At 64.6% G+C, this 19901-nt stretch carries 20 protein-coding genes; all 20 read left to right on the forward strand.

From position 1 onward, the window contains the following. The first annotated feature begins 1 nt into the window (after position 1). Entirely contained in the window at positions 2–1675 is a 1674-nt protein-coding gene (locus tag ACQKIE_RS01110; protein ID WP_427455033.1) for a terminase large subunit, read from the forward strand. After that, positions 1675–2976 (forward strand): phage portal protein, encoded by a 1302-nt coding sequence (locus ACQKIE_RS01115; protein WP_427455034.1) that lies wholly within the window; start codon positions 1675–1677, stop codon positions 2974–2976. Before ACQKIE_RS01110 ends, ACQKIE_RS01115 begins: the two co-directional genes overlap by 1 nt. Before the next feature lie 14 nt (positions 2977–2990). After that, the gene (locus tag ACQKIE_RS01120; RefSeq protein WP_427455035.1) at positions 2991–3866 is read left to right on the forward strand and encodes a head maturation protease, ClpP-related; all 876 of its coding nucleotides are present in this window, start codon (positions 2991–2993) and stop codon (positions 3864–3866) included. A gap of 14 nt (positions 3867–3880) precedes the next feature. Beyond that, positions 3881–5125: a phage major capsid protein gene (locus ACQKIE_RS01125; protein WP_427455036.1), complete on the forward strand. Its 1245-nt coding sequence runs from the start codon at positions 3881–3883 to the stop codon at positions 5123–5125. Between the two features lie 49 nt (positions 5126–5174). Next, a complete protein-coding gene (locus ACQKIE_RS01130; protein ID WP_427455037.1) occupies positions 5175–5501 on the forward strand; it encodes a hypothetical protein in 327 nt (108 codons plus the stop codon). Then, positions 5494–5817 (forward strand): head-tail connector protein, encoded by a 324-nt coding sequence (locus ACQKIE_RS01135; RefSeq protein ID WP_427455038.1) that lies wholly within the window; start codon positions 5494–5496, stop codon positions 5815–5817. Before ACQKIE_RS01130 ends, ACQKIE_RS01135 begins: the two co-directional genes overlap by 8 nt. Positions 5818–5819: 2 nt before the next feature. Continuing rightward, a complete protein-coding gene (locus tag ACQKIE_RS01140; RefSeq protein ID WP_427455039.1) occupies positions 5820–6176 on the forward strand; it encodes a head-tail adaptor protein in 357 nt (118 codons plus the stop codon). Beyond that, on the forward strand, positions 6169–6555 hold the full coding sequence (locus ACQKIE_RS01145; protein WP_427455040.1) for an HK97-gp10 family putative phage morphogenesis protein: 387 nt from the start codon (positions 6169–6171) through the stop codon (positions 6553–6555). The genes ACQKIE_RS01140 and ACQKIE_RS01145 overlap by 8 nt, the downstream gene beginning before the upstream one ends. Further along, positions 6552–6893 (forward strand): DUF3168 domain-containing protein, encoded by a 342-nt coding sequence (locus ACQKIE_RS01150; RefSeq protein WP_427455041.1) that lies wholly within the window; start codon positions 6552–6554, stop codon positions 6891–6893. The genes ACQKIE_RS01145 and ACQKIE_RS01150 overlap by 4 nt, the downstream gene beginning before the upstream one ends. A gap of 81 nt (positions 6894–6974) precedes the next feature. Next, positions 6975–7412: a hypothetical protein gene (locus tag ACQKIE_RS01155; protein WP_427455042.1), complete on the forward strand. Its 438-nt coding sequence runs from the start codon at positions 6975–6977 to the stop codon at positions 7410–7412. A 64-nt stretch (positions 7413–7476) separates the two neighbouring features. Next, complete coding sequence (locus ACQKIE_RS01160; protein ID WP_427455043.1) at positions 7477–7833, forward strand: hypothetical protein; 357 nt, start codon at positions 7477–7479, stop codon at positions 7831–7833. 211 nt (positions 7834–8044) lie between these two features. Next, complete coding sequence (locus ACQKIE_RS01165) at positions 8045–11668, forward strand: phage tail tape measure protein (RefSeq protein WP_427455044.1); 3624 nt, start codon at positions 8045–8047, stop codon at positions 11666–11668. Continuing rightward, complete coding sequence (locus ACQKIE_RS01170) at positions 11661–12041, forward strand: hypothetical protein (RefSeq protein ID WP_427455045.1); 381 nt, start codon at positions 11661–11663, stop codon at positions 12039–12041. The genes ACQKIE_RS01165 and ACQKIE_RS01170 overlap by 8 nt, the downstream gene beginning before the upstream one ends. Then, positions 12041–12577 carry a DUF1833 family protein gene (locus tag ACQKIE_RS01175; protein WP_427455046.1) on the forward strand — a complete coding sequence of 179 codons (537 nt, stop codon included), beginning with the start codon at positions 12041–12043 and terminating at the stop codon, positions 12575–12577. The genes ACQKIE_RS01170 and ACQKIE_RS01175 overlap by 1 nt, the downstream gene beginning before the upstream one ends. Next, the gene (locus ACQKIE_RS01180; protein WP_427455047.1) at positions 12574–12978 is read left to right on the forward strand and encodes an NlpC/P60 family protein; all 405 of its coding nucleotides are present in this window, start codon (positions 12574–12576) and stop codon (positions 12976–12978) included. The genes ACQKIE_RS01175 and ACQKIE_RS01180 overlap by 4 nt, the downstream gene beginning before the upstream one ends. Before the next feature lie 64 nt (positions 12979–13042). Next, positions 13043–17080: a host specificity factor TipJ family phage tail protein gene (locus ACQKIE_RS01185; RefSeq protein WP_427455048.1), complete on the forward strand. Its 4038-nt coding sequence runs from the start codon at positions 13043–13045 to the stop codon at positions 17078–17080. Beyond that, positions 17080–17379, forward strand: coding sequence for a hypothetical protein (locus ACQKIE_RS01190; protein WP_427455049.1), 300 nt, complete (start codon positions 17080–17082; stop codon positions 17377–17379). The genes ACQKIE_RS01185 and ACQKIE_RS01190 overlap by 1 nt, the downstream gene beginning before the upstream one ends. Continuing rightward, a complete protein-coding gene (locus tag ACQKIE_RS01195) occupies positions 17379–18074 on the forward strand; it encodes a hypothetical protein (RefSeq protein ID WP_427455050.1) in 696 nt (231 codons plus the stop codon). Before ACQKIE_RS01190 ends, ACQKIE_RS01195 begins: the two co-directional genes overlap by 1 nt. Positions 18075–18081: 7 nt before the next feature. Then, positions 18082–18777, forward strand: a complete 696-nt coding sequence (locus ACQKIE_RS01200; protein ID WP_427455051.1) for a pyocin knob domain-containing protein — start codon at positions 18082–18084, stop codon at positions 18775–18777. A 1-nt stretch (position 18778) separates the two neighbouring features. Further along, complete coding sequence (locus ACQKIE_RS01205) at positions 18779–19222, forward strand: hypothetical protein (protein ID WP_427455052.1); 444 nt, start codon at positions 18779–18781, stop codon at positions 19220–19222. Positions 19223–19901 lie beyond the last annotated feature (679 nt).

Genomic DNA, 19901 nt, shown 5'->3' on the forward strand with positions numbered 1-19901 from the left:
TATGGAGTGGAGCACCGCGTGCGTCGACTGGGCGGACCGGTTGCGCGCAGGCAAGTCGATCATTCCGCCGCCGATCTTCCCGGCGGAAGCAGAGCGCGGCCTCGCGGTGTTCCGGCAGCTTCGGCTGGTGGACGTACCCGGATCGCCGACGATCGAAGAGTCTTGCGCCCCGTGGGTGTTCGACCTTGCGGCATCGATTTTCGGCGCTTACGACGTCGAAACGGGGCGCCGGCTGATCACGGAATGGTTCGTCTGCGTCCCGAAGAAGAATTCGAAGTCCAGCATCGCGGCGGCCATCATGATGGCGTCGCTGGTGCTGAACTGGCGGCACTCCGCCGAATTTACGATTCTCGCGCCGACCATCGAGATCGCTGGCAACAGCTTCTCGCCGGCGCGCGACATGGTGCAGTACGACGAGCGCCTGGAAGACCTGATGCACGTGCAGACGCACGTGAAGACCATCACGCACCGCGGTAATGGTGCCACCCTCAAGGTGGTGGCGGCGGACAACAACACCGTCGGCGGAAAGAAGTCCGTCGGCACGCTTGTGGACGAGATATGGCTGCTGGGTAAGCAGCACAACGCGGAGAACATGCTTCGAGAGGCGACGGGCGGCCTGGCTTCCCGTCCCGAAGGCTTCATCATCTACCTGACCACGCAAGCGGACGACCCGCCTGCCGGTGTGTTCAGGCAGAAGCTGCAGTACGCGCGCGACGTGCGCGACGGGAAAGTCGTGGATCCACGCTTCGTGCCGATCATCTACGAGTTCCCGCCGGACATGATCAAGCGCGGAGAGCACCGGAAGCCCGAGAACTTCCACATGGTGAACCCCAACATGGGGTATTCCGTGGACAAGGAGTTCCTCGAGCGCGAGTTTCGCAAGGCCGAAAACGACGGCGAAGAGTCGATGCGCGGCTTTCTCGCCAAGCACCTCAACGTCGAGATCGGCTTGGCGCTCCGTTCGGATCGCTGGGCGGGCGCTGACTTCTGGGAGCGGCGTTCGGCACCGGTCGGCTTGGCTGACTTGCTTCGCGATTGCGAGGTGATCGACGTCGGCATCGACGGCGGTGGCCTGGACGACCTTCTGGGCCTGTCGGCCATCGGACGTCACCGCGACACGAAGCAGTGGATGGTGTGGACGCGGGCGTGGGCCCATCCGTCTGTGCTGGAGCGGCGTAAGGAGGTGGCTCCAGCGCTTCGCGACTTCGAGAAGCAGGGCCACCTTGTCCTGGTTGACCAGATCGGCGACGACGTCGACCAAGTCGCTGGCTTCGTGGCTCAGATCGAAGAGGCGGGCCTCCTCGACATGGTCGGGGTCGACCCCGCCGGACTCGGCGGCATCCTCGACGCGCTGGAATATGCCGGCGTTCCGAAGGAGAAAGTCGTCGGCGTCAGCCAAGGCTGGAAGCTGGGCGGCGCGATCAAGACCGTTGAGCGGAAGCTCGCGGAGGGAACGATCACCCACGGCGGTCAGCCGATGATGAACTGGTGCGTCGGCAACGCGCGCATCGTCGTCACCAGCAACGCGATCAACATCACGAAGCAGGCCAGCGGCTCGGCGAAGATCGACCCGCTGATGGCTCTGTTCAATGCGGCGTCCCTGATGTCGCTCAATCCCGAAGGCCGCGGCGACATTGACGGCTTCGTAAGCAACCCGATCATGGTGGGCGTCTGATGGCCGAAAAGAAGCCCGGTCTGGTCAAATCGGCCCTGATCAACTGGCTCGGGATCCCGATTCAGCTGACGTCGACAGAGTTCTGGCAGGAGTGGTTCGGCAGCTCGAAGAGCGGAAAGAGCGTGTCTGCGCAGAGCGCTATGCAGCTTTCGACAGTCTGGGCATGCGTGCGCCTCGTATCTGAAACGGTGCCTTCGTTGCCGTTGAAGCTCTACCGTCGCCTGCCCGACGGATCGCGAGAGCTGGCGCGGAATCACGAGCTGTTCCGCATCCTGTGTCAGTCCCCGAACAAGGAAATGACGCCGTTTCGCTTCATGCTGATGTTGGTCGCGTCCCTGTGCCTTCGCCACAACGCATTCGTGGAGAAGGTTCGGGTGGGCCGCAAGATTGTTTCGCTGGTCCCGCTCTTGCCCCAGTGTGTGACCGTCAAACGCCTCGATAGCGGTGCCCTCGAGTACACGTTCAGTGAGCCGGGCAAGCAGCCGAGGAAGATCGCCGAAGACGACATGATGCACATCCGGGGCTTCGGCCTCGATGGTGTGTGTGGTTCGGATCCGCTGAAGTATGGGCGTGACGTTTTGGGATCGGCGATGGCCGCCGATGAGGCGGCGGGTGCGGTCTTCGCGAACGGCATGCAGACCTCGGGCGTGCTCACCCACGAGGCCGGAACGCTAAAGCCGGGCCAGCGTGAAGAGCTGCGCAAGAGCCTGAACACCTTCGCTGGCAGCAAGAACGCCGGCAAGCTGATGGTGCTCGAGGCAGGCCTCAAGTATCAGGGCATCAGCATGGACCCCGAGGCCGCGCAGATGCTGGAGACGCGGCGGTTCAACGTTGAGGAAATCTGCCGCTGGTTCAAGGTGCCGCCGTACATGGTCGGGCACACGGACAAGCAGAGCTCGTGGGCATCGAGCGTCGAAGGCATGAACCTTCTGTTTCTCGTCCACTCCCTGGCCCCGATGCTGGAAAACATCGAACAGGAGATCCAGCGCTGCCTGCTCGGTGCCGCGAACGACGAGTACTACGCCGAATTCAGCGTGGAAGGCCTCCTGCGGGCCGACAGCGCTGGTCGAGCCCAGTTTTATATTCATGCCCTCCAGAACGGCTGGATGAGCCGCAACGACGTGCGCCGACTGGAGAACCTACCGCCCGTTCCTGGTGGCGACGTGCTGACGGTGCAGTCGAACCTTATTCCTCTAGACCAGCTGGGCAAGGTGCCGGCCGACGGCGCCCGCGCCCGCGCTGCGCTGATGTCCTGGCTTGGCCAGGACGACAACCACGAAAAGGCCGCTAAGGCCGCATAGCCGAGGACCATTGGATGAAGCAGAACCGACTTCCGGGCATTCCGGAGGCCCGCGCACGCTCGGGCATCCAGTGCGACTTGTCGCCCCTCGCGCTGGAGCGATGGAACCCGTCCATCCGCGCCGCCGCTGACGACGAGGAAAGCTCGATCTCGATCCTCGACGTGATCGGTGCGGATTACTGGGGCGACGGCGTCACATCCAACCGCATAGCCGCCGCTCTGCGTTCGATCGGCGCCAACAATCCCGTGACGGTGAACATCAACTCGCCCGGCGGGGACATGTTCGAAGGTATCGCCATCTACAACATGCTCCGTGCCCACAAAGGCGAGGTGACGGTGAAGATCCTCGGCATGGCAGCGTCGGCGGCCTCGATCATCGCCATGGCAGGCGACACCATTCAGATCGGTCGCCCATCGTTCTTCATGATCCACAACGCGTGGATCGTCGCCATAGGCAACCGAAACGACCTCCGTGAAGCCGCCGACTACCTCGAGCCATTCGATGCGGCCATGGCCGACGTGTACGTGGCCCGTACCGGGCAGGACACGAAGGCCGTGCAGACGATGATGGACAAGGAAACGTGGATCGGCGGCAGCGATGCCGTGGCGAAGGGTTTCGCGGACAGTCTCCTCGACGCCGAGGACGTGGCGGAATCGTCCTCGACCGCTTCCGCTACGCGCGCCGCAGCGCATCGTCTCGACCTCGCGCTGGCGAAGACCGGCATGCCGCGTAGCGAACGCCGGAAGCTCCTCAACGAAATCAAGTCTGGCATGCCTGGCGCTGCTGGACCGGGCACGCGTGACGCTGCCGACTCACCGGCCGATGAGGCCAACACCCACGCCGGTCTCGGTGTCGCCCTCGCGCGACTCCGCCTGGCAGCCGCCATTTAATCGGAGATACGAACATGGCAGATGGTAGCAACGAGATCGTTCAGCTCCTGAACGACGTGACCAAGAAGCTCAACGCCTCCAGCGAGGAATTCAGCCGCAAGGCCGAGGACGCGATCAAGGAGGCCAAGAACGCTGGCAGCCTGTCGGCGGCGACGAAGGACGTCGTCGACAAGATCGCGAGCGAGTTCAATGGCCTCCGCGAAACGCAGGAAAAGCTTCGTGCGGAACTGGGCGAAGTCGAGCAGACCATCGCGCGCATCCCCGAACAGGCCAGTGGCGCCGCGAAGCCGAAGAGCTGGGGCCAGCAGCTGGTCGAGAGCGAGCAGGGCCTCAAGGACGTGCAGGCTCGCATCAACTCGAAGGAAAACTTCCGGGCCAGCTTCCCGGTGAACGCGGCGCTCCTGAGCTCGGGCGTCGCCGAGGGCGTGGTGGAGCCGCAGCGCCTGCCCGGCATCGACGCGATGCCGAAGCAGCGTCTCTTCATTCGCGACCTGATCGCGCCGGGCCGCACGACCTCGCCGGCGATCTTCTGGGTCCAGATGACCGGCTTCACGAACAACGCCGCCGTGCAGGTCGAGGGGGCGAAGAAGGCCGAGTCGTCGATCCAGTTCGCGACGAAGATCACCCCCGTCGCCACGATCGCCCACCTGTTCAAGGCGTCGAAGCAGATCATGGACGACTTCCAGCAGCTGCAGAGCACGGTCGATGTGGAAATGCGTTTCGGCCTGAAGTACGCCGAAGAAGGTGAGATCCTGTTCGGTGATGGCACGGGCGCCCACCTGCACGGTATCGTGCCGCAGGCCTCGGCCTTCGATCCGGCGTTCGAGCTGGACAACCACACGGCGATCGACGACCTCCGCCTGGCGATGCTCCAGGCGCAGCTGGCCCGCATCCCGGCGACCGGCCACGTCCTGCACTTCATCGACTGGGCGCGCATCGAGCTTCAGAAGGACTCGCTGGGCCGCTACATCATCGGCAATCCCCAGAGCTCGACCACGCCGCGCCTGTGGAACCTGCCGGTCGTCGAAACCGAGATCGCCTCGTTCCAGGGCAAGTTCCTCACGGGCTCGTTCGCCTACGGCGCGCAGCTGTTCGACCGCGAAGACGCCAACGTCGTGATCTCGACCGAGAACAACGACGACTTCGAGAAGAACATGATCACCATCCGCTGCGAAGAGCGCGTGGCGCTGGCCGTCAAGCGCCCCGAGGCGTTCATCTACGGCTCGCTCACCGCCGCCGTGGCGGGCGGTGGTGGCTGATCTCTCACCCTGAGGGAGGGGCCACCCGGCCCCTCCAACGGAGAAGCGCATGAACGACAAAGTGAAGGTGAAGACCCTGCGTCCTGTTCTGTTCGAGGGCAGGCCGCAGACGGAGTTCGAGACAACCGAGCTGCACCGGCGTGAGCTGCAGACGCGCAGACTTCTCGACGGCTCGCACGTGGCTGCGAAGGCTTCCAAGCCCGTCGCGAGCACGTCCGGTGCCGAGTTCATCGACCGGAAGGCTGCGGAGGTGATTGCCGCGATCGAGGGTGCCGATCAGACGCTGCTGGCCGACGCACTCGAGGCCGAGCAGGCAAAGGGCGAAAAGGCCCGCTCTACGGTCGTCGAAGCCCTTCAGGCAGCAATCTATGGCTGATACACCGCTGGTCACCATGGACCAGGCGAGGGCGCACATTCGCGCCGACGCCGATGAGGACATCAGCGTCTACGTTGGCGCTGCCGTCATCGACGCGCTCGAGTTCCTCAACCGCGGCGTCTTCGCAACCCCGGAGGACTTGGCGGCCGCGGTGCTGGCGGGTACGGCGGGCGATGATCCTATGGTCGTGAACGACGCCATTCGTGCCGCGATCCTGCTGCGAGTCGGCCAGCTGTTTAAGGACCGCGAGTCCGGCGCGCTTCCACTCGGATCGCGCACGCTGTTGCAGCCTTATCGCGTAGGCCTAGGGGTCTAAGCGTGGCGATCCCTGCCGGCGAAATGAGGCACCGCCTCCGGATTGACGTGTTGGTCCAGGCGACCGATCCCGAATACGGCGGTCCGGTCGGCGGACCCCAGTGGACGCCGACAGCGACGGTCTGGGCCCGCCGAAAGAACACTCTGCGTGCGACGGCCGAAGCCGTTGCGAGCGGCATGACCGTCGCGCCCGTGCAGGTCCAGTGGGACATGCGACCACGCGCACTCGATGCGTCGATGCGTCTGGTAGGCGTCGGCGGCGATCACGACGGCGTCATCTACGACATCAAGAACGTCGGCATCAGCAACGACCGTAGCGAAATGGCGGTGATCTGCACGTCTGGGGCCAGCAGTGGCTGACCTCGAACTGGAGATCGCGGGGCTGGCGGACCTTGAGCGCCGGCTCACCGATCTCGGCGGTGCCGGCGCGCGCCGCTCGCTGTCGAAGGGCCTGCGTGCGGGCACCAACGTCGTCTTGGCCGAAGCCCGCCGCCGCGTGCGGAAGAAAACCGGTGCTACGGCCAAGGCCACGAAGACGAAGAGCGGCGGCCAGCAGGGGCAGGACATCACCTACTCAGTGACGACGAACTACGTGGGCCGATTCCTCGAGCTGGGCACCTCGAAGATGCCAGCATACCCGTTCCTGCGCCCGGCAACAGAGGCGAAGGCACGGGAGGCAGTCGAGATCATGCGGCAGATCACGCTAGCCGCAATCGAGGCGGAGGCCGCGAAGCGATGAGCGTCGAAACTGCTCTCCACGGCGCATTGAAGGACCTCGCGCCGACGTTCCCAACGATTACGCCACAAGGTGTAACGACCCTGCCGCGCATCACCTATCAGCGCGTTTCGGGCAGCGATGAGCCGACCTATGACGGTGACGGCCTGGGTGCAACGCGTGTGCGCGTGCAGGTCGACGTCTGGGCGCTCGACTACCCGACGGCGCGGCGCCTTGCCGACCAGGCGCGCGCAGCGCTGTACGCCGGGCTGACAGTCGGGCAGATCACGGACAACCCGTCCGACTACGAGTCGGACACGAAATTGCACCGGGCTTCGTTCGACGTCGAAGCCTGGGAATAACCACCGCGACCGCGGGACCACGCCGGCCATGCCGGTACTTCGAAGCCGCCATTTCGGCGGCTTCCTTTTTTGGAGACCACCATGGCAGTCAACAAGGCCAAGAGCACCCAGTTCCGCAAGGTCGAGGTGAGCGAGACGGGCGGCACGAGCGGCCCGTGGACGAAGATCGGCCAGACCAGTGACGTGCCGCTGTCGACGGGCTCGGCGCAGTTCCTCGACGCCACGAACTACGACAGCAACACGAAGGAGTACATCGCCGGTCTCGACGACGTGGGCGACCTCAACATCCCGTTCCAGCGCGTGGTCGACGATGAAGGCCAGAACATGGCGCGCGACGCCTCGTTCGAGCGCCCGCGCCCGACGCTTTTCTTCCGCATGACGACGGGGCAGGGCGAGGTGATGACCTTCGAGAGCGAGGTCGGCGGCTGGCAGGTCGGCGGGGCGGCGAACACCGTCGAGACCGGCCAGTTCACGGTCCGCCCGCGCAACATCGTCTGGACCGCGCCGGAGACGCCGTGATGGGAAGCTGCTCACGAAGGACCAGATCCTCGCCAACGACCGGAAGAAGTTCGAAGACGTCGAGGTGAAGGAGTGGGGCGGCTCGGTCCGCTTGCAGGAGCTGTCGGCGAGCGACCGCGACCAGTGGGAAGCCGAGCAGATCATCGTGCTTGCCGATGGCGCCGGCGCGAAGTTCAACCCGAAGCATGCGCGCGCCCGCCTGGTCGTGCGCTCGCTGGTCGACGAGACCGGCCGCCGCCTCTTCAAGGATGACGAGGTTGCCGCGCTCGGCAGCCTCGCGGCCTCGACGATGCAGAAGCTCTTCAACAAGGCGCGCAAGCTCAACGCCATCAGCGCCGACGACATGAAGGAGCTGGAGGGAAACTCCGACGCCGCCCCGAGCGCCGGCGGCTCTTCGACCTCTGCGAGCGCTTCGGCGTAGCTCACCCGTCGATCCTGCTCCGGCAGCTCACTTCGAGCGAGCTGTCGGAGCTGATCGCGTACAGCGAGCTTCACCCCATTTCACCCGGCCTCGAAAAGATGCTGGCCCGCATTGTCCACATGTCGGCGATCGCCGGCAGCGTGAAGGTGGACGACGAGCCTATCCCTTTCGCCGGCTGCCTCATCCGTAAGTACCCCGACGAGATCTGACCTTGGCGACCATCGCGCAAATCCGGGCCGATCTCGTCGGTTCGAGTGCCAGCTTCCGCGCCGAAATGGTCGCGGGCCAGCGGCAGGCCAATCAGTCGCTGGCCGCCATCCGTGGCGACGTGATAGCCACGGCTGACAGCCTGGTCACGCTCAACAAGGCCGCCGCGGGCTTCATCGGCTTCGAAGCGGTCAAGGCGGGCGTGTCGAACCTGCTGGACGCCCAGAAGGCGGCCCAGCAGATCCACTACTCGCTGCTCAGCGCGACGGGCTCGGGAACCGCCGCCGATGCCGCCTACAAGGCTGTCGCCGCCACCGCCGAGCAGCTGGGCCTTGATCTTCAGTCTTCGGCGCTCGGCTTCTCATCGATGTCGGCCGCCGCGAGCGCGAACGGCGTGACCATGCGCGAGCAAACGGCGCTGTTCGACGCGCTCGCGCGCTCTTCGACCGTGCTGCACCTGTCGTCCGAGCAGACCGGCCGCGCGATCACGGCGCTGAGCCAGATCTTCGGCAAGGGGAAGATTCAGGCTGAAGAGCTTCGGCAGCAACTCGGCGATGCCGTTCCCGGGGTCGTGCCGCGGTTCCAGGCGGCCGTCATGGAAATGGTCAAGGGCACGGATCTCGCCGGGAAGTCGTTCGACCAGCTGCTCCAGTCGGGCGACATCACCGTCCAGCGATTTCTGCCCGCGCTGGTGCAGGCGCTGAACGACACGGGTCGCGGTGCCGAACAGGCTGCGGGCGGCCTCAATGCCTCGATCAACCGGCTGTCGACCGAGTGGTTCAAGCTCAAGACCGACCTGTCTGGTGGGCTTTTTAGCGACGCCGCAATCGGCAGCATCGACCTGGTCGCGCACAACCTCGAAAACCTTGCGAACATCGCCGGAATCACCGGCGGCATCGTGCTTTCGCGCCTTGCCGGCGGTGGTCTCAGCCAGGCGGCGGGTGGCGCATCGAGCCTCATCGACCAGCAGCGTGCCGCGCGCGCAGCCGCCGTTGCCGCCGTGGAACTCGCGCAGGCGAACAGCACGGCCGCGGCTGCCGAGATCCGCCAGAACGAGGCGGCCCTTGCCGGCGTGACGACGGCGAAGCAGCAGGCCGTCGCGCAGCGTGAGGCGGCTCAGGCAGCGTTTCAGAAGGCCGTGGCCGAGAACGAGGCGGCGCAGGCCACGCTGAACCACCAGCGCACCGCGGCGACCCTTTCGGCAAACATCCGCGCCGAGCGCGACGCGCTCGCGCAGGCCACGGTCGCGCAGACCAACCTGACGCGCGCGCAGGCCCAGTACAACGCCACGTCGGCGGGCGCGGCTGCCCTTACCGAGCAGAAGATCGCGCTGGAGGGCGCGCTATTCCGCGCGCGTGGCGCGGCAACGGTGGCCACGGAGGCGCAGGTCGCCGCCGAGCGTCAGCTTGCGGCCACGGGTGCACTCGGCATCGCGCAGCGCGGTGGCGCGGCACTCGGTAACTTCGCGCTCGGGCTGGTCGGTGGGCCGTGGGGTGCTGCGGTGGCCGCCATCGGCGCCGTGGGCTACGCCATCTACGACACGCAGAAGCGCTCGGAGGATTATCGCAAGGAAACTGACGAGCTCGCCAAGTCGATCCAGCAGGTTCGCGAAGAGGCCGAGCTGGCCGCCAAGGCCTTCGTCGCCGTCGATGGTTCGATGACCTTCAAGCAGGGCATCGAGCTGTACAAGCAGGAATCCGCTGCCATCGCCGATCAGCGGTCGGCACTCGCCGAGCTGCAGGCGCAGGCGGAAGCGATCCGCGCGCGCATCGCCAGCCGTAGCGGCGGCACGGCCGGCGGCGCCTTCGCGAACCTCTTCGACCAGCGCGAGCTGGACGGCGTCAACGACCGCATCCAGAAGCTGCAGTCCCAGCTAGGTCCGGCATCCGCCGCGGTCGACGCGCTCGGCAACAAGATGTCGGGCGTGCTGGCGCCGTCCATCGGTGACGTCAAGAACGCTCTCGCCGAGCTGGCTAACGGCAAATCGCTGCTGGATGTCGTGTTCGACCTCTCGTCGGGCGCCGATAAGGGCATCGCATCCGCCGACGCCGCGTTGGCGAGCCTGCGCGCGGGCCTGCAGACGTTCCAGACCGGGGCGAAGGAGCTGACGGACAAGGCCGCCACGGACGGGATGAACAACGCCCAGAAGGCCGCGTACCAGTACCAGCAGCGCCTGAAGGACGTGGCGAAGCTACCCGCGGGCCAGCAGGCCGGCGCACGTTCCACACTCGACCAGGACTATGCGCCGTACCTGGAGGCTGCGAAGCGGCTCGACGCGGCTGATGCGGCGAAGAAGGCCGCGACCGAGGCAACGAACCAGGCGCGGCAGTGGAAGCAGCAAGCCGACTCGCTCAACCAGTCGCTGCTGCAGACCCACAACGAGCTGCAGGCCCAGCTCGGCGTTACGCGTCAGCTCACGCCCGCCGAGAAGACCCTTCAGGACATCCTCGGCGGCACGAACGACGCCTACAACCATGCCAGTGCCGCGCTGAAGGCGCGCATGCTCGCCCAGGCGCAGGCGAACGCCGAAGACGCTAAGTCGATCGAACTGGAGAAGCAGAAGGCCGCGGCGCTTGCGCGCAGCACCGCGCTTCAGGATCAGCTCGCCGCGCGTATCCAGCGGCAGAACGAGGCGAATGCCATCGCCACGGCCAGCGTCGGCCATGGCCGCGAGCTCACCCAGCAGCTGCAGGACGAGCTGCGCATCCGTCAGGAGTACGACCGGCAGCGGCAGCAGTACGACAAGGAGGCCGGGCGGCTGGCCCCCGGCACGGCCGGTTCGGTCGGCTCCGATGCGTACAACAGCGACATCGCGCGCATGCAGGCGAGCCAGCTGCAGGAGCTGGCGATCTACCGCGCGGGGGTGCAGCAGCGGCTTGAGGCCGAGGGCGACTGGCGCAACGGCGCGATCGCGGCGCTGGAGGACTATGCGTCCTCGGCGAACGACATTGCGGGCCAGACACAGCAGGCGTTCTCGAACGCCTTCAGCGGGCTGGAGGATGCGCTGACCACATTCGTCCAGACCGGTAAGCTCAGTTTCACAGACCTCGCGAACTCGATCATTGCCGACCTGGCGCGCATGCAGGCGAAGGCCGCGACCAACACGTTGCTGCAGTATGCGTCGCAGGCCATCGGTGCCTATTTCGGTGGCTCCGGCGGCTCGGTCCAGTCCCTCGGCGGCGACACGTCGTACCTCGGCAACACCTACAACACCGGGCAGTACAGCGGCGGCTTCAGCTTTGGCGGCGGCCGCGCAGCTGGCGGCCCGACCTCGGGCGGCACGCTCTACGAAGTCGCAGAGCGCGGCCCAGAGCTCTATCACTCCGGTGGGCGAACCTACCTTCTGTCGGGTCAGGACGGCCATGTCACGCCCGCAGGAAGCGGCAGCGCGGGCGGCGCCGGGGTCGCTGCCGGTGGCGGCCTCGTGGTGAACGTCATCAACAATCAAGGCGACAAGGTGCAGGCGACAGCGCGCGAAAGTAAGGGGCCGGGAGGGGGCCGCCAGCTCGACATCCTGATCGACTCGATTGAGCAGAAGATCGCCGGCAACGTGGCTCGGGGGCAGGGACCGATGTCCGCCGCTCTCGGCAGTCGCTACGGCCTGAATAAGGGGCAGAACCTTGGCTGATCCGATCTATCCGGCCTCCCTGCCAGCCGCGCGCGTCGGCGATGGGTACGGCTACCAGCCTATCGACCCATTCGCCCGAACGAAGATGGACAGCGGCTCGGCACGTCAACGGCGCCGCTTCGTCAGTGTGCCAACTAACGTCACGGCACGCATTCGGCTGTCCACGGCGCAGCTTGCTACGTGGGAGTCGTTCTTCTGGAACGATCTCAACGCCGGCGTCTCGTGGTTCATGATGCCGCTCAACAACGGGCAGGGTAAAAACGCGGTGCGCGTGCGCATCACGGAAGCGCCGTCGACGGCTGGCACGGAGTCGCCCGACGTCTGGGACGTTTCGCTGAAGCTGGAAACGATGAGCTTCCGGAGCCTGACCTGATGGCGAACTATTCGCAGGCGCTGAAGGAGGCCTACGCATCGGCGCCGGTGGAACAGGTGATCCTCGACACGCTTGAGATCTACCACCCAGCCTTCATCGACGATGAGGGCCATCCTGCGCCGGCCCGCGTCGTGCGGGCCTACGAGGACCTCTTCGCGGTGCTCGAAGTGACGGCGCCGATGAATCCTGGGCAGCAGGTCAGGTTTCAGGCCATGGCTTTCGACTTCGTGCTACCCGGGTTCGAAGAGGGCAAGACGCCCGAGTTGAAGATCACGCTGGACAACGTCGGGAGGGAGCTGGTGGGCTACCTCGAGGCCGCGGCAAGCGACCCCACCCAGGTCACGGTGATCTATAGGCCCTACCTGATATCGGACCTGACGGGCCCGCAGATGGATCCGCCGATCACCATGCTCGTGACGGGCGTGAGTCTCGACGTGTTCCAGGTGCAGATCAGCGCCTCGCTGGATGATGTGAACAACTGGGCGTTCCCCCACAGGCTCTACCAGCCGGCGGACTTCCCGGGCCTCGTGCGATGACGCCGGACCAGGTCACGGCATTGATCGGCAAGCGGTACGAGCTAGGCGGCGACGGCCCGGATACCTACGACTGCCGCGGTTTTCTCCTGCACTGTCAGCGACAGTACTTCGGCAAGCCTCTTCCCGACCTGCCGATGGGCCACGCGATGCGCGATCTCTTCGGTGCCCAGCTGGCCTCGGGGATGTGGGAGCAGGTGTCCACCCCTCGCCACGGCGACGCCGCACTTCTCCGAGGCGGTGATCACCCGCACGTGGGCATTTATCTCGAACTGGACGAACCGGGGGTGCTTCACGCGCTGGACGGGGTCGGAGTCATCTGGTCGCCGAACCAGACCCTGCGTCTGATGGGTTTCTCGCGGACGACCTACGTTCGCTTTCACGAGCGCCAAGACGCGGCATAGCCCGCGATCGCCCACGCATTTCACGCGCCCCCTTGCGGGGCATTTTTTTGCTTGAAGGACGTCCATGCAAGCCACCGTCGTTGAGATCACCGACTGGGCACGCCCGCACGTTGGCCGCAAGGTGCACACGGTGGACGGCCGTCGTCGGATCGAGACGCAACTGCGCCGGCAGGGCCTGATTGTCGGCCGCGGGCGGCACATGCGGCGAGTGAAGCCCTTCGTCGTCACCACCAACGGCCGTGACTTCCTCCTGGCAAAGGACTGGAAGCGCTGCCTTGCCGATGGCGAGGTGCTTCTCGTCATCGCTGCGCCGCCGACGGGAGGTGGCGGCGGCTCGAAGATCCTGGCCATCATCGCCATCATCGCCCTCTCGGTCTTCACGGCGGGCATCGCCGCCGGCCTCCTTGCGACCACGGGAGGCCTTTTCGCGGCCGGATCGGTCAGTGCGGCCGTGCTCGCTGGCGCAGTGAGCATCGCCGGTACCGCGCTGATTAACGCACTGACGCCACAGCCCAAGCCGCCGGCCGGGCAGAACCGAGGAACGACCAGCCCGAACTATGCCATCGGCGCCCAAGGCAACACGGCGCGCCTCATGGAATCCATGCCGGTGCTGTATGGGCGCTTCCGGATCTACCCGGACTATGCCGCGCAGCCGTACACCGACTATCGCAGCAACGACCAATACCTGTACCAGCTGTTCGTCATCACGCAGGGGAAGATGCAGATCGAGTCGATCCGCATCGATGAGACCGACGTCGCCCAGTACAGCGATGTGCAGTACGAGGTCATCCAGCCGGGCGGCCAAGTCACGCTCTTTCCGGACAACATCGTCACGTCGGAGGCTGTGGCGGGCATCCAGCTCGAGAAGCCCAGTGACGGCGGCGACTGGTCGGGCCCCTTCGTTACCAATCCGCCCGAGACGACCGCGACCCGCATCGGCATTGACGTCGGCTGGCCAGGCGGGCTCTATCGGTACAACGACAGTGGCAAGAAGCGCACGACGAACAGTCCGTGGACCGCACAGGCCCAGCGCATCGACGACCAGGGAAATGCGATCGGCGATTGGTTCACGCTGATCACCGAGAACAAGAGTTCGGACAGCGAAAAGCCCATCTACACGTCGTACACCTTCGACGTGGCGGCAGGGCGGTACCAGGTCCGCCTGCGGCGGGACCAACCCGCCGACCTTGATGGCCAGATCGTCGACACAATGTCGTGGCAGGCCTTGAAGGCCTATCTGCCTGGGCATTTCGCCTACGGCGACTGCACGATGATCGCCATGGTCATCAAGGCCGGCCCGCAGGTTAACGGGCAAACGTCGCGAAAGATCAACGTCATCGGCACGCGCATCTTGCCCGTATGGAACGGCAATGCGTGGGTGGAGCAGCCGACTCGGAGCCCCGCTTGGGCCATCGCGGACGCGTTCCGCAACCAGACCTATGGGCGTGGCTGGCCGGACAACCGGATCAACCTGGCGGGGCTGCTTGCCCACGCACAGACCTGGGCTGCCCGCGGGGACACGTACGATGGCGTGTTCGACACGAAGATGGCGCTGTGGGATGCGGTCAGCCAGATTGCTCGCGCCGGGCGCGCCGTGCCGATGTATTTCGCCGGCGTGGTGGAGATCATTCGCGACGCGCCGCGAAGCGTGCCGACCCTGATGCTGACGCCGGACAGCATCGTGCAGGGAAGCCTGAAGATCGATTACAGCTTCCCGACGTACGACAGCCCCGACCACGTCATCGTCGAGTACACCAACCCGAACACCTGGCAGCCGCAGACTGTCCCCTGCGCCTTGACTGGGTCGCCGATGTTGCGGCCGAAGAATGTCCAGCTGCCGGGCGTGATCTCTCGCGACCAAGCCTTCCGTGAAGGCATGTATATGGCCGCCAGCAACCGCGACCAGCGCAAATTCGTCACGGTCACGGTCGAGATGGAGGGGTACATCCCGCGGTACGGCGATCGCATCGATATCGCCCACGACATGCCGCAGTGGGGCATTTCTGGCCGGATCGTCGCGTACAACCCAGCCAACGGCGTATTGACGACCAGCGAGCCGCTTGCGTGGTTCAACGGCCAGAGCCATTTCGTTGCGCTCCGTGCGCTCGACGGTAGCTCGCAAGGGCCGTACAAGGTGGTCCAGGGTACGGACCTGTACCACATGGTGCTGACTGGTCTCACGCAGGCCCAGAAGGATGCGCTGTGGATCTCGGACGGCAGCCAAGCCGAGCCGACGGCGTTCGCCTTCGGACCGGGTAGCCAGCAGTTTCAAAGCTGCCTCCTGCTTCGGGCCACGCCACAGGGCGACGACCATGTCGAGCTCTACATGGTCAATTACGCCCCGGGCGTGTATCTGGCCGAGGTGGACGCGTCGGTGCCGCCACCGGGCTCGCCCTCGCTGCTCACGCCGGCCAGCGGCGCCCCGGACGTCGGAGACATCGGGCTCAACCAGAACGAGGGGTCACAGACGGTCCATCTGTGGGTCGTTCCTGTGCCAGGCGCGGTCGCCTACGAGTTCGAGATCAGTTACGACGGCGGCGTGACGTGGGTTCCGGTGGGCGTGAGCGTCTACAACTACATTGACGCGGTCATCCCGGCTGGTTCCTGGATCGTTCGCGCCCGCGCGATCAGTGCGAGCGGTATCCCTGGTGGTTGGACGCAGACACCGGTGACGGTGGACGGAAAGCCGTGGCCGCTCGGCGCGCTTCAGTCGATGACCACGTTTGAACTGGTCATGGCTATTCGGCTGGTCTGGGCGCTGCCGACCGGTTTCGACGTCCTCGACGCAGCGGCCACGGAGATTCGCATCGGGACATCGAATAACTTCGCGCTCTCGTCGTTTCTTTGCCAAGTCAGCTATCCCACGGCCACCTTTACGTACAACACCAACACTGCCGGCGAGCAATATTTCTTCTGGGCACGTCTGGTGAGCAAATCGAATGCCGAGCCTGGCCCATGGATCGGACCTGTCGTAGGCACGACCAGCACCGACGCCACCGCGATCCTGGCCGTGCTGACCGGGAAGATCGAGGCAAGCCAGCTCGCGCAGGAGCTTCGCTCGAAAATTGACTCCATCGACGACCTGCAGTCGTTCATCCAGCCACCCACGCCGTGGGAGGCGGATGAGGCATACGCCGAAGCTGCCTTCGTCAGCCACGATGACCGCCTGTGGCTGGCGCTCGAGGCTGTTCCTGTCGGTGGCGCTGAGCCGGGATCGGACCCCGAAGTGTGGCGAGATGTCGGCGCGGTGGAGCAAACGTCCGCCGGGCTTGCTCTGCAGATGTCCAACGTGAACCTCACGGTGGAGGAACTGGATGGACAGGTCCAGGCCACGGCTGAGAAGACGGAGTCCGTCTACGCGCAGCTGAACCCGAAGAAGATTGGCGCCGAGACCGAGGGCACGATCGGCGGAGACAACGACCTGCCGCCAACCGCTGGGTTCTTTGCCCAGACGCTGGCGCAGGTAAGCGACAACCACGCGCTCGGCAAGCGGGTTGAAACCGTCCAAGCCTCGATTGGCGCAGTCAGCGCGGCCGTTACGACCGAGATTCAGGCGCGCGTGGACGGCGATCTAGCCCTCGCGTCTCAGGTAACCACTGTGCAGGCGGTAGCCGATGAAGCGAATGCTGCGGCTCAGATAGCCATCGAGGCGGCTGCGGACGTGGACGGCAAGGTTTCCTCGGCCATCGTCGCGAAGGTTGGGGTAACGACCGACGGTAAGTACTACCAGGCCGGGTGGGCACTCGGCATCGACAACAGCGGCGGAACAGTGCAGTCGGCCTACTACGTCACGGTCGATACCTTCGCCATCCTTCCCACTACCGCAGGTGGCACTGCCATCGCGCCTTTCATCGTGCAGGGCGGGCAGGTATTCCTCAACCAGGCATTCATCGGCACCGGCTGGATCACGAACGCGATGATCGGAAACCAGATCGCATCGACGGCGACCGTATCCAGCGGGCAGCCTGTGTGGGAGATCAATAAGAATGGCACGCGATATGTGCGCGGCGAAGCCTTCACGTTGGCAGAGGACACAAACAGTTGGCGAATGATCGCGAATGCAAACGGCGTCGTGGTTGTTGAGCTAGGGAACCTGACCTGATGGCTGTCGGCCTACGCATCCGCGATCCAGCGACCGGCGCGGTCCTTATCACGCTTGATACGCATCTAACCAAGGTGCTTGGCACCTTCAGCACTGGAATGGTGGATGGTTCGATCATCGACGGGAATCTTGCAAATGGAACTCCGTTCTTTGCCGCAGGTCCGTCGGGTGACGCGTCGAGCGGATCTATTCCTCCTACCATCGTCGCCACGTCGAGCGGCATAAGTTGGTCCTGGCCAACCAATCCGGCAGTCGGCTTTAGACGTGCCGTCGACGTCACTTACGGGTTCTGGACCTGATGACCATCGGATTTCGCGCACGCAACTCCGGTGGTGCGATCCAAATCGATCAGACCTACCGAAACCTCGCGCTACGTTCAAAAGGCGCGGTCGCGGCTAATACACCGTGGCTGACGACTTGGCGCACGGCTAGCATCACGGTCGCAGCCAATTCTCCGGTGCTCGCCTGGCGCTGCAACAACCCGTGCGCCATGGTTTCTGCGGCACGGTCCGGGTCGTCGATCACCTACACTTTCATGGTGGCGGCGACATCGGGAACGATCGAATGGTGGTTGTTCGACGAGCCGATTTACGGCGGCGTCACTGGGTCGATCGGCCTTCGCATTCGAAATCCTGCGAGCGGGGTGGTCGTTTTCGACTCACGGCAAAAGTACATGCGCATCGTCGGTAGCCTCAACGGTTCACTTGCGAATGACTTTCCATCCGGCGCATTCCAGTATCCCGGCTCGCCTGCGATTGTGTCTGGTAATTCCGCCTACGTGTACACCTCTCAGGTCATCGGCGCGCCCGGCGGTCCACCCCCCTACCCATGGCTCGACTTCGTCACCTATCCGATGGCGACCGTCTTCGGACAGCAGGTGACATGGGGAAGCCAGTTGAGCCCAGCAACGGATCATCCGGCAAGCCAGACGTTCAATAACCCTTCTCGGCAGGATGCCTACAACTACCTCGTCATCGACGTGGCAAATTTCTGAGGGAACCATGGCACTGAACATCCAGCGTCTCAATTTCGACCCCGTAACGGGAGATAACGCGAGCGAAGCGTTCATGAAGCTCGACCTCGATATCGCGGAAATTGCGGAGGCGATCGACGGCGACGGCACCCCAGGCACCGGGATCGGCACTCGGCTGTCTGCCGTTGAGACCATCGTCGATGGCCTGGGCGACGCAGCCACCAAGAACGTGGGAACAGCGGCTGGCACTGTGGCAGCCGGAAATGATTCCCGGCTGCGTGATGTCGGAACGACCGCCGGCACGGTAGCTGCTGGTGATGACTCGCGCTCCGGAGATTTGGATACCAAAGTCACGGCGGCACAGGGCACGGCCAATGCGGCACAGACAGCCGCTGGAACCGCAAATACAGCGCTCACAGCCACCGGGTGGTCCACCGCGGTCACTCCTTCTATCGCAAGTCTGGACGGAGTAAATAGGTCTGCGATTTATCACTTTATTGACACGACACCTGGAACGCATCCGACCAATCAAGCCTATGGCACGCTGCTGACACTCTCGTACAGCGCATCGGATTTCACCCAGCTGGCCACGAGCGTCACGAGCAACGAGATTGCATTCCGCTTCTACCGCGGTGCCGGCGGTGGCTGGAATGCATGGAATCGGGTGTGGCACACGGGAAACACTACCGTGGATGCCAATCTCTTCATCAAGAAGGCGAATTAACATGCACGTGCAAGGCTCGATAGCGTTCAATTTCCTGCCGGACGGCACGATCGTGGAAGAGGGTGACCATTCTCCCGCGGTAAGCGACGGGATCAACATTCCATTCGGGGCCCTTGGTGTGCACGTGTCTCACGCCGGCACCGGCGACTATCGGATCGATGGCCCTGGGTTGAGCTGGCCCGCAGGGTGGAAGATCACCATCTTCAAGGACGAGAACGACGAAAACACGGTCAGGGTCTCATTGTCGGTGGAAGCGGGCGCCCTGCGCATCCAGTGCGTTGACCCTGGTTCGCACGAGGCGACGGACATCGTCTACATGATGACGGTCCGCGTTGGCATCCATGCCGATATCGACTACGTTCCTCCGACGCCGCCGCCGATGCCCGAAGGAGTTGCCCCGCCTATTGGCGAACCCGCCGAGTTTGCTCCCGTCGCCATAGCCTGACGTGCCCGTCACGCCGTGACGGTATGCTGCGGCAATGTGCGGCCGCTACGCCACCTTCGGACCCGTCTCTGTCTCCCGCCAGGCGCGGGAGGTGCGCTTCGGGCACTCCGCCGTCCGTGCTTAGTGACCTAGCGCGTCTGAACGGGCGCCCTGGCGCGCGCCACCTGAACGACATCGTTCACTCGACCAACGAGGGCCCGCACTGTTTCGCAAAGCAGTTTCGTATCTTCGATACGACCGAGGAACTCAATCCTTTCGCTGCTGAAATGCACGTCCGTCAAGCGGAAGGTTCCTTTAAACGCATCTACATAGCGTAGGAAAGCCCGCTCCCACTGGTCGTCAGGGACACAACTCAAAAGTGCGGCGACGCGGTCGTCATAGTCGTGTCGTGTTGCTCGCTCGGTGCTCGGGACGTCGAAGCCAACGACAGAGGGGTAATTATTACCGGTATGCATGGTTTTGAAGATAGGCTAGCCGGGGACGCATTGGCGGGGACGCAACGTCAATGAATTGTGAAGATGAGTGGGCGGCGGGGCGCTCCGAGTTCGGCAGTCGCCGGCGGTGCCTCAGCGCTCGGCGCTCGTCGACGTGCCGACTGATCCCACCGACCTCGCCTTAGCGCAAGGGACACGTGGCCGTCACAGCACCGCGCTCAGGGTTATCGTGGTAGGGGCGGAGA

Source organism: Luteibacter sp. NPDC031894, from assembly GCF_050273135.1.
Classification (GTDB): Bacteria; Pseudomonadota; Gammaproteobacteria; order Xanthomonadales; family Rhodanobacteraceae; genus Luteibacter.

Coding starts and splice junctions, on each gene's coding strand:
- ACQKIE_RS01110 (WP_427455033.1), top strand. CDS start 2: ATGGAGTGGAGCACCGCGTGCGTCGACTGGGCGGACCGGTTGCGCGCA.
- ACQKIE_RS01115 (WP_427455034.1), top strand. CDS start 1,675: ATGGCCGAAAAGAAGCCCGGTCTGGTCAAATCGGCCCTGATCAACTGG.
- ACQKIE_RS01120 (WP_427455035.1), top strand. CDS start 2,991: ATGAAGCAGAACCGACTTCCGGGCATTCCGGAGGCCCGCGCACGCTCG.
- ACQKIE_RS01125 (WP_427455036.1), top strand. CDS start 3,881: ATGGCAGATGGTAGCAACGAGATCGTTCAGCTCCTGAACGACGTGACC.
- ACQKIE_RS01130 (WP_427455037.1), top strand. CDS start 5,175: ATGAACGACAAAGTGAAGGTGAAGACCCTGCGTCCTGTTCTGTTCGAG.
- ACQKIE_RS01135 (WP_427455038.1), top strand. CDS start 5,494: ATGGCTGATACACCGCTGGTCACCATGGACCAGGCGAGGGCGCACATT.
- ACQKIE_RS01150 (WP_427455041.1), top strand. CDS start 6,552: ATGAGCGTCGAAACTGCTCTCCACGGCGCATTGAAGGACCTCGCGCCG.
- ACQKIE_RS01155 (WP_427455042.1), top strand. CDS start 6,975: ATGGCAGTCAACAAGGCCAAGAGCACCCAGTTCCGCAAGGTCGAGGTG.
- ACQKIE_RS01175 (WP_427455046.1), top strand. CDS start 12,041: ATGGCGAACTATTCGCAGGCGCTGAAGGAGGCCTACGCATCGGCGCCG.
- ACQKIE_RS01180 (WP_427455047.1), top strand. CDS start 12,574: ATGACGCCGGACCAGGTCACGGCATTGATCGGCAAGCGGTACGAGCTA.
- ACQKIE_RS01185 (WP_427455048.1), top strand. CDS start 13,043: ATGCAAGCCACCGTCGTTGAGATCACCGACTGGGCACGCCCGCACGTT.
- ACQKIE_RS01190 (WP_427455049.1), top strand. CDS start 17,080: ATGGCTGTCGGCCTACGCATCCGCGATCCAGCGACCGGCGCGGTCCTT.
- ACQKIE_RS01195 (WP_427455050.1), top strand. CDS start 17,379: ATGACCATCGGATTTCGCGCACGCAACTCCGGTGGTGCGATCCAAATC.
- ACQKIE_RS01200 (WP_427455051.1), top strand. CDS start 18,082: ATGGCACTGAACATCCAGCGTCTCAATTTCGACCCCGTAACGGGAGAT.
- ACQKIE_RS01205 (WP_427455052.1), top strand. CDS start 18,779: ATGCACGTGCAAGGCTCGATAGCGTTCAATTTCCTGCCGGACGGCACG.